General features: G+C 58.4%; 9 protein-coding genes and 1 pseudogene. 5 read left to right on the plus strand and 5 right to left on the minus strand.

Features of this window, described 5'->3' with window-relative positions; translation table 11 throughout:
• Positions 1-48: 48 nt before the first annotated feature.
• Positions 49-231, plus strand: coding sequence for a PA3496 family putative envelope integrity protein (locus N4Q37_RS24330; RefSeq protein WP_260962424.1), 183 nt, complete (start codon positions 49-51; stop codon positions 229-231).
• Positions 232-285: 54 nt separating this feature from the next.
• Here the strand turns inward: N4Q37_RS24330 and N4Q37_RS24335 are convergent, their stop codons facing one another.
• A complete protein-coding gene (locus tag N4Q37_RS24335; protein ID WP_260962426.1) occupies positions 286-912 on the minus strand; it encodes a response regulator transcription factor in 627 nt (208 codons plus the stop codon).
• Between the two features lie 164 nt (positions 913-1,076).
• On the minus strand, positions 1,077-1,373 hold the full coding sequence (locus N4Q37_RS24340) for a hypothetical protein (protein WP_260962427.1): 297 nt from the start codon (positions 1,371-1,373) through the stop codon (positions 1,077-1,079).
• A gap of 11 nt (positions 1,374-1,384) precedes the next feature.
• Between N4Q37_RS24340 and N4Q37_RS24345 the strand changes: the two are divergent.
• Positions 1,385-1,642: pseudogene (locus N4Q37_RS24345) on the plus strand (hypothetical protein); the annotation flags it as partial.
• A 350-nt stretch (positions 1,643-1,992) separates the two neighbouring features.
• Here the strand turns inward: N4Q37_RS24345 and N4Q37_RS24350 are convergent.
• Entirely contained in the window at positions 1,993-3,210 is a 1,218-nt protein-coding gene (locus N4Q37_RS24350; RefSeq protein ID WP_011335737.1) for an argininosuccinate synthase, read from the minus strand.
• Positions 3,211-3,338: 128 nt separating this feature from the next.
• On the minus strand, positions 3,339-4,352 hold the full coding sequence (locus N4Q37_RS24355; RefSeq protein WP_260962432.1) for a flagellar protein MotY: 1,014 nt from the start codon (positions 4,350-4,352) through the stop codon (positions 3,339-3,341).
• Positions 4,353-4,545: 193 nt separating this feature from the next.
• Between N4Q37_RS24355 and pyrC the strand changes: the two genes are divergently transcribed.
• Complete coding sequence (gene pyrC / locus N4Q37_RS24360; RefSeq protein ID WP_260962434.1) at positions 4,546-5,592, plus strand: dihydroorotase; 1,047 nt, start codon at positions 4,546-4,548, stop codon at positions 5,590-5,592.
• Positions 5,589-6,263, plus strand: a complete 675-nt coding sequence (gene rnt / locus N4Q37_RS24365; protein ID WP_260962436.1) for a ribonuclease T — start codon at positions 5,589-5,591, stop codon at positions 6,261-6,263. Before pyrC ends, rnt begins: the two co-directional genes overlap by 4 nt.
• 84 nt (positions 6,264-6,347) lie before the next feature.
• Here the strand turns inward: rnt and N4Q37_RS24370 are convergent, their stop codons facing one another.
• Entirely contained in the window at positions 6,348-6,950 is a 603-nt protein-coding gene (locus tag N4Q37_RS24370) for a peroxiredoxin (protein WP_260962438.1), read from the minus strand.
• Positions 6,951-7,245: 295 nt separating this feature from the next.
• On the opposite strand from N4Q37_RS24370, the gene N4Q37_RS24375 reads away from it, so the two are divergent.
• A complete protein-coding gene (locus N4Q37_RS24375) occupies positions 7,246-7,464 on the plus strand; it encodes a bacterioferritin-associated ferredoxin (RefSeq protein ID WP_260962440.1) in 219 nt (72 codons plus the stop codon).
• Positions 7,465-7,577 lie beyond the last annotated feature (113 nt).

Consider the following 7,577-nt stretch of genomic DNA (forward strand, 5'->3'; position numbering starts at 1 on the left):
TATCGATATAAGGAGCGCCAATGGCAGTCTTAGCCTGGAGTCGACCCCATGAGTACTGGCAAAGAACAACTGGATGTAGAAGACGAATTCATCGCTGCTGAAAACGACGACGCGGAACCTGTGGTCGTGGAAGTGGCGAAAACCAATCTGAGTAAACGCCGCACCATTGATAACCTGCTCGAAGAGCGCCGCTTGAAGAAGCAATTGGCCGATTACGATTTTGACCTCTGACACGTAAAAGCCTCCCTGATGGAGGCTTTTTACCGGGTACGCGTAACCGATAACTCACACCAAGCCGTTACGCTGCGCCAGCTCGATCAAATCGACCAGCGAACGGGCATTGAGTTTCAATAGCAACCTCGTCTTGTATGTACTGACAGTCTTGTTACTCAAGAACATCCCATCGGCGATTTCCTTGTTGGTCTTTCCGCGAGCCAGTTGCTGTAGCACCATCATCTCCCGCCCGGACAAACGGTCCACCATATCCGACTCACTGGCATTGCCCAGACTGGAACGCACTGTATGCAGCGCCTGGTTGGGAAAATAGCTGTAGCCGGACAGCACTGCCTTTATCGCACTCAATAACTCGGTAAGATCCTGTTGCTTGCAGACATATCCCGCGGCCCCTGTCTGCATGCAGCGCATTGAAAAGTGCCCGGGAGACTGGGAAGTCAGCACCAGCACTTTCAACGGCGATGGATTGACGGTCAGGCGCGCAATAACCTCCAGGCCATCCAGTTTCGGAATACCAATATCGAGAATGACAATGTCGGGCATGAGGTCGCGGGCGAACTGCAGCGCATCGACGCCGTTATCGGTTTCGGCAACAACTTCATATCCATGGCGCTCCATTAGCAAACGTACAGCAAGACGAATGACGGGATGATCATCCACGATCAGCACTTTATTCATAGGCAAATCCAACTTCGCTGTTCGAATTTTTAGAGCACGCACAATAGCCTAGTCATTTCTACCTTGGCATGCCGCCCCCCCCTGGCTGCTCGCACCGAGAGACGCAACCTACAAGATATACAGAAAAATCCTACAAATTTCCCTGGAAACAATGTGCCATGAATTCATGAACAGAGCGCTGCTGCCCGCGCGTATCCACCCGGACCACCAGAAACATCGCCCCTTTTTTCGGTGCCTGCCCCTGCCCTGCGAATGAAAAAGCGCCGCCCACTCATAAAAAGTAACTTAATCCCCTGATAAAACAGCAACATTTCGAACAGAGAAAGTTTACCTGGCAAAGAAAAACAAGCGAAACTGTTTTCAATAACGGCAACAGGGTATAAGCCGACATACACATACAACTTTGAAACCCCACCAAACCTCACCCTACTTATTAAAAAACAGAGAACCCACTCAATCATGAGCACTCATTATGAAAACAACTTCAAAGACCATTACCAACCCGATGACCCTCATTGCTCTTTTCTCCACATTATCCGAAACCTCGGCGGCTATTTCCCTGCCCTTCCTGGATGATCAGGATCGTGAATACTACATATGGTTCCTGATCAGTTTCCCGTTCTACTTATTGCTGCTTTTTTTCATTACCCTCAACTTCAATTACCATGCCTTGTATTCACCCTCCGACTTTCATAAGAGCAAGCACTTCATGAAAACCCTGGAGGACTCGCTCTACCGACGCCAACGGATAGTGCGCCAGGCAAGCAAGGCAAAACGACCACGGGGGGCTCTTCATCGACAACGGCGCAAGCCGGCACGGGTCATTTCCATTGTGTGCAACCCATCGCAACGGCGGCTTTCGACCTACCGGCCAAAACCCTCGAAACAGGCTCGGGGACACGCAGGGACCATTGTTTACGTCATCTGCAGGTGAGGCAAAGCGGCGAACCAGCAGGACGGATAAACGATTTTTTCGGAGGGAGGACAGCGTTACGGCAGGACAGCCGCACATGCAGAAAGGGAATAACGTCGATAACGGCCTGCCCAGGGGTTGGGCAGGCCGTTATCCTCCAACGAGGGTCAGAACAGCTTGCGCCCCTTGTTCGCCGCAATGCGCATACGCAGGGCGTTGAGCTTGATGAAGCCGGCCGCGTCGGCCTGGTTGTAGGCACCACCGTCTTCTTCGAAGGTCGCGATGTTCGCATCGAACAACGAATCGTCGGATTTGCGTCCGGTCACGATGACATTGCCCTTGTACAGCTTCAGGCGCACGACACCGTTCACGTTCACCTGCGAGGCGTCGATCATCTGTTGCAGCATCAGGCGCTCAGGGCTCCACCAGTAGCCGGTGTAGATCAGGCTGGCGTACTTGGGCATCAACTCGTCTTTCAAGTGAGCCACTTCGCGGTCCAGGGTGATCGATTCGATCGCCCGGTGGGCACGCAGCATGATGGTGCCGCCTGGGGTTTCGTAGCAGCCGCGGGACTTCATGCCGACATAACGGTTCTCGACGATGTCCAGGCGACCGATGCCGTGTTCGCCACCGATGCGGTTCAGCGTTGCCAGCACGGTGGCCGGGGTCATTTCCACACCGTCCAGCGCCACGATGTCGCCGTTGCGGTAGGTCAGCTCCAGGTATTGCGGGGTATCGGGGGCCTTCTCCGGGGAGACGGTCCAGCGCCACATGTCTTCTTCGTGCTCGGTCCAGGTATCTTCCAGCACGCCGCCTTCATAGGAGATGTGCAGCAGGTTGGCGTCCATCGAGTACGGGGATTTCTTCTTGCCGTGGCGCTCGATCGGGATCGCGTGCTTCTCGGCGTAGTCCATCAGTTTTTCACGGGACAGCAGGTCCCATTCGCGCCATGGAGCGATCACCTTCACGCCCGGCTTGAGGGCGTAGGCACCCAGCTCGAAACGGACCTGGTCGTTACCTTTGCCAGTGGCGCCGTGGGAAATGGCGTCGGCGCCGGTTTCGTTGGCGATTTCGATCAGGCGCTTGGCGATCAACGGACGGGCGATGGACGTACCCAGCAGGTACTCGCCTTCGTAAACAGTGTTGGCGCGGAACATCGGGAACACGAAGTCGCGGACGAATTCTTCGCGCAGGTCATCGATGTAGATCTCTTTGACGCCCATGGCCTGAGCCTTGGCGCGTGCAGGCTCGACTTCCTCGCCCTGCCCCAGGTCAGCGGTGAAGGTCACCACTTCGCAGTTATAAGTGTCCTGCAGCCACTTGAGGATCACCGAAGTGTCCAGGCCGCCGGAATACGCCAGAACGACCTTGTTTACGTCCGCCATGCCATCACTCCACGGGTTGTACGGAAAGCCGGGAAGTTTACCGTCCAGCGCGGATAATTTACAGAGGCGCGACAGCTTATGACGACGAAGCGACAGATAATGTCAACTGCGCGACGAGCCAGGTCGGTTCAGGACGTGCGCGCGGTGGCGCCCGCCGGAGCCTTGGCCGGCGCCGCCGCAGGTGCAGGTCCAGGTGCAGGCGTCTTGGCTGGAGCGGGGGCCGGCGCAGCGGGAGCGGCAGGGACGACGGGGGCTGGAGCAGAAACGGGCGGCGGCGCCGCTACGTCGGAGGGCGCCACACGCTGCAAGAGCACCGCCACACGACGGTTCTTGGCGCGGTTGGCCGCATTGGTGTTAGGGACCAGGGGGTAACGCTCGCCATGGAAACGCAGAGTGATCTGCGATTCCTGGAAACCATTGGCCTTGAAGAAATCCATGACCGCCAACGCCCGGCGGCGTGACAACTCGCGGTTGGTCAAACGGTTGCCGCTGTTGTCGGAGTGACCATCGAGCTCGACATGATTAACGCTCGGATCGGCCTTGATGAAGTCGAGCATCACTTGCAACTGAGCCTTGGCATGGGCATCGAGCTCAGTGCCTTCGCCCGGGAAGCCGATCTGGGATTGCTTCACCTGCTCGAAGTTCTTCGGCAACAGTTTCGCCACACAGCCTTGATAGTCGCTGAAGGCCTTGTTGAAACGCACCGGCAGCAAGCGGACCTCCGAGACCCGCCCGTCCTCAGTGTTGCGTCGCACTACCGGGCTGCGACCTTCCATCAAGCCACTGATCAGGCGACCGGCCTGGACCTGGGAGCTGTTGAACAGGACATCGCCACTGCCGATCCGCACCGAGCCCAGGTTGATGTCGCCGCGCCCCGGTTGCCACGGCGCAGCGGCTGCCAACAGGGTCGCGGAACCGCCGCCAAGCACAGGGTTATAGGTCTTGAGCCGGAACGTGGCCTGCTCTCCCGCCCGGCGCACGAATTCGCCAGTGCCAAAGTCAGTGATCGGCTGGCTCAGCCGGCACTCGAACTTGTCGCCTTCGACCGTCCACTCGATGCTCTCCAGACGGGTCTGGAAAGTGAGCGCCATGGCGGGAAGGCTGGCAAACACACTGAGCAAGGCTAGATAACGCTGGCGCACGGGAGGCTCCAATGACTTTTACACAAAGATCGACACACGCTGAGAGTATGACGTCGGTCCGGGGCACGGCACGACGAATTCGTGACACACCTGTAGAAGCTATCGGTCACTTGCGACAGAACTTGATAGCGGGTGCCTGAATCGGTCTTTTCCGGTAGCATTCCCGGAGTTTGACCCGCCTGGAAGCCCCCCAATGTCCGACCGCCTGACCCTGCTGCGTCCCGACGACTGGCATATTCATCTTCGCGATGGTGCTGTGTTGACCCATACCGTCGCCGATGTCGCGCGCACCTTCGGGCGCGCCATCATCATGCCTAACCTGGTTCCACCCGTGCGCAACGCCGCCGAAGCCGACGGCTACCGCCAGCGTATCCTCGCCGCGCGCCCGGCTGGCAGCCGCTTCGAACCGCTGATGGTGCTTTACCTCACCGATCGCACCCAGCCCGAAGAAATCCGTGATGCCAAGGCCAGCGGCTTCGTTCATGCCGCCAAGCTGTACCCGGCCGGGGCCACCACCAACTCCGACTCCGGTGTCACCAGCATCGACAAGATTTTCCCGGCGCTGGAGGCCATGGCCGAAGTCGGGATGCCTCTGTTGATCCACGGTGAAGTGACGCGGGGCGATGTCGACGTGTTCGACCGCGAGAAGATCTTCATCGATGAACACATGCGCCGTGTCGTGGAGCGTTTCCCGACCCTCAAGGTGGTGTTCGAGCACATCACCACCGGTGACGCCGTGCAGTTCGTCAACGAGGCCCCGGCCAACGTCGGCGCGACCATCACCGCCCATCACCTGTTGTACAACCGCAACCACATGCTGGTGGGCGGGATTCGGCCGCACTTCTATTGCCTGCCGATCCTCAAGCGCAATACCCACCAGGAAGCCTTGCTGGACGCCGCCACCAGTGGCAGCAGCAAGTTTTTCCTCGGCACCGATTCGGCGCCCCACGCCCGTCACGCCAAGGAAGCGGCCTGCGGTTGCGCGGGCTGCTACACCGCCTATGCCGCCATCGAGATGTACGCCGAAGCATTCGAACAACGCAATGCGCTGGACAAGCTCGAAGCCTTCGCCAGCCTGCACGGCCCACGCTTCTATGGCCTGCCGGTGAACAGCGATCGCATTACCCTGGTCCGCGACGAATGGACCGCCCCCGCCAGCCTGCCCTTCGGCGAGCAGACTGTCATCCCGCTGCGCGCCGGTGAGAAACTGCGCTGGCGCCTGCTGGAGGAAACGGCGTGAGTGAAGATCATTTCGACGACGAGATGGACGGCAATGGCGGTTCGGGCGCCCGACACCCGATGGCAGCACGGTTCCGTGGCTACCTGCCGGTCGTCGTAGACGTAGAAACAGGCGGTTTCAATTCCGCCACCGACGCCTTGCTGGAAATCGCCGCGACCACCATCGGCATGGACGAAAAAGGCTTTGTATTCCCCGATCACACCTATTTCTTCCGCGTCGAACCGTTCGAAGGCGCCAACATCGAAGCGGCCGCCCTGGAGTTCACCGGGATCAAGCTCGACCACCCGTTGCGCATGGCCGTAAGTGAAGAGACGGCCCTGACCGACATCTTCCGCGGCGTGCGCAAGGCGCTGAAGGCCAACGGTTGCAAACGGGCGATCCTGGTCGGCCATAACAGCAGCTTCGACCTGGGCTTCCTCAACGCTGCCGTTGCGCGGTTGGACATGAAGCGCAACCCGTTCCACCCGTTCTCCAGTTTCGACACCGCGACCCTGGCCGGCCTGGCCTATGGCCAGACAGTATTGGCCAAGGCCTGCCAGGCGGCCGACATCGACTTCGATGGCCGTGAGGCCCACTCGGCCCGCTACGACACCGAAAAGACCGCCGAGCTGTTCTGCGGCATTGTCAACCGGTGGAAAGAGATGGGTGGCTGGCAGGATTTCGACGACTGAGGCCTTGCTCCACAGGGCACCTACAGATTTTTCCCCATAAAAAACCGGCCCATCAAGGGCCGGTTTTTTCATACCTCAGTGCGCTTACAGCTTGTCGCCGTGCTCGCCCAGGTAAGCGGCAACGCCTTCAGGCGATGCAGTCATGCCCTTGTCGCCTTTCTTCCAGTTAGCCGGGCAGACTTCGCCGTGCTCTTCGTGGAATTGCAGCGCGTCGACCAGACGGATCAGCTCTTCCATGTTGCGGCCCAGCGGCAGGTCGTTGACGATCTGCGAACGGACAACGCCTTTGTCGTCGATCAGGAACGCGCCACGGAAAGCCACGCCGCCTTCGGACTCAACGTCGTAGGCCTTGGCGATTTCATGCTTCATGTCGGCAGCCATGGTGTATTTGACCGCGCCGATCCCGCCGTTGTTGATCGGGGTGTTGCGCCAGGCGTTGTGGGTGAAGTGCGAGTCGATCGAAACGGCGATCACTTCAACGTTGCGCGCCTTGAAGTCGTCCATGCGGTGATCCAGTGCGATCAGCTCGGATGGGCAGACGAAGGTGAAGTCCAGCGGGTAGAAGAACACCAGGCCGTATTTGCCTTTGATGGCCGAGGACAGGGTGAAGCTGTCGACGATTTCGCCGTTGCCAAGGACGGCAGGAACGGTGAAGTCAGGGGCTTGTTTGCCTACGAGTACGCTCATTGAATATCTCCTGGTGTAGTAACGGGAAAACAAGGTCCGGGCCAGCCTGCCACCCTCAGGCGACAACCCTGTGACACGAACCCGCTTCGCAAGGACCGACCATCATACACCGCGCATTTGGGCTGTTTTCAACGGTTTTTTGGCGTTATCGAAAAATCGCCAGAGTGCCACTAAAAAACCGTTCGTCAGCCCGATGCCGCTCCAGCCTGCGCATCTCAGAAACCACTTTGACAATCATTCTCGTTAACATTAAGATCCATCCCAATCGAGTCACCACTTGCGACGGTTATTGCTTATGTATGTATGCCTCTGCACCGGCGTCACCGACGGACAAATCCGCGAAGCGATCTATGAGGGTTGCTGCAGCTACCGCGAAGTCCGACAGGCCACCGGCGTAGCCAGCCAATGTGGCAAATGTGCGTGCCTTGCCAAAGAGGTCGTTCGGGAAACCCTCGCCCAGGTACAAACGGCACAGGCCTCGATTCCTTACTCGGTAGAATTTACCGCCGCGTAATTCCAGCTTTTCAAGGAACCGGACTCAATGTCCGGTTTAATGAGATGGTCACCCCCACACCCTGCGAGGGCTACGCTTTCGCAGGGTGTTTTGTTTTCGGAGGCCATCATCAT

The sequence above is a fragment of the Pseudomonas citri genome (assembly GCF_025336485.1).
GTDB lineage: Bacteria > Pseudomonadota > Gammaproteobacteria > Pseudomonadales > Pseudomonadaceae > Aquipseudomonas > Aquipseudomonas citri.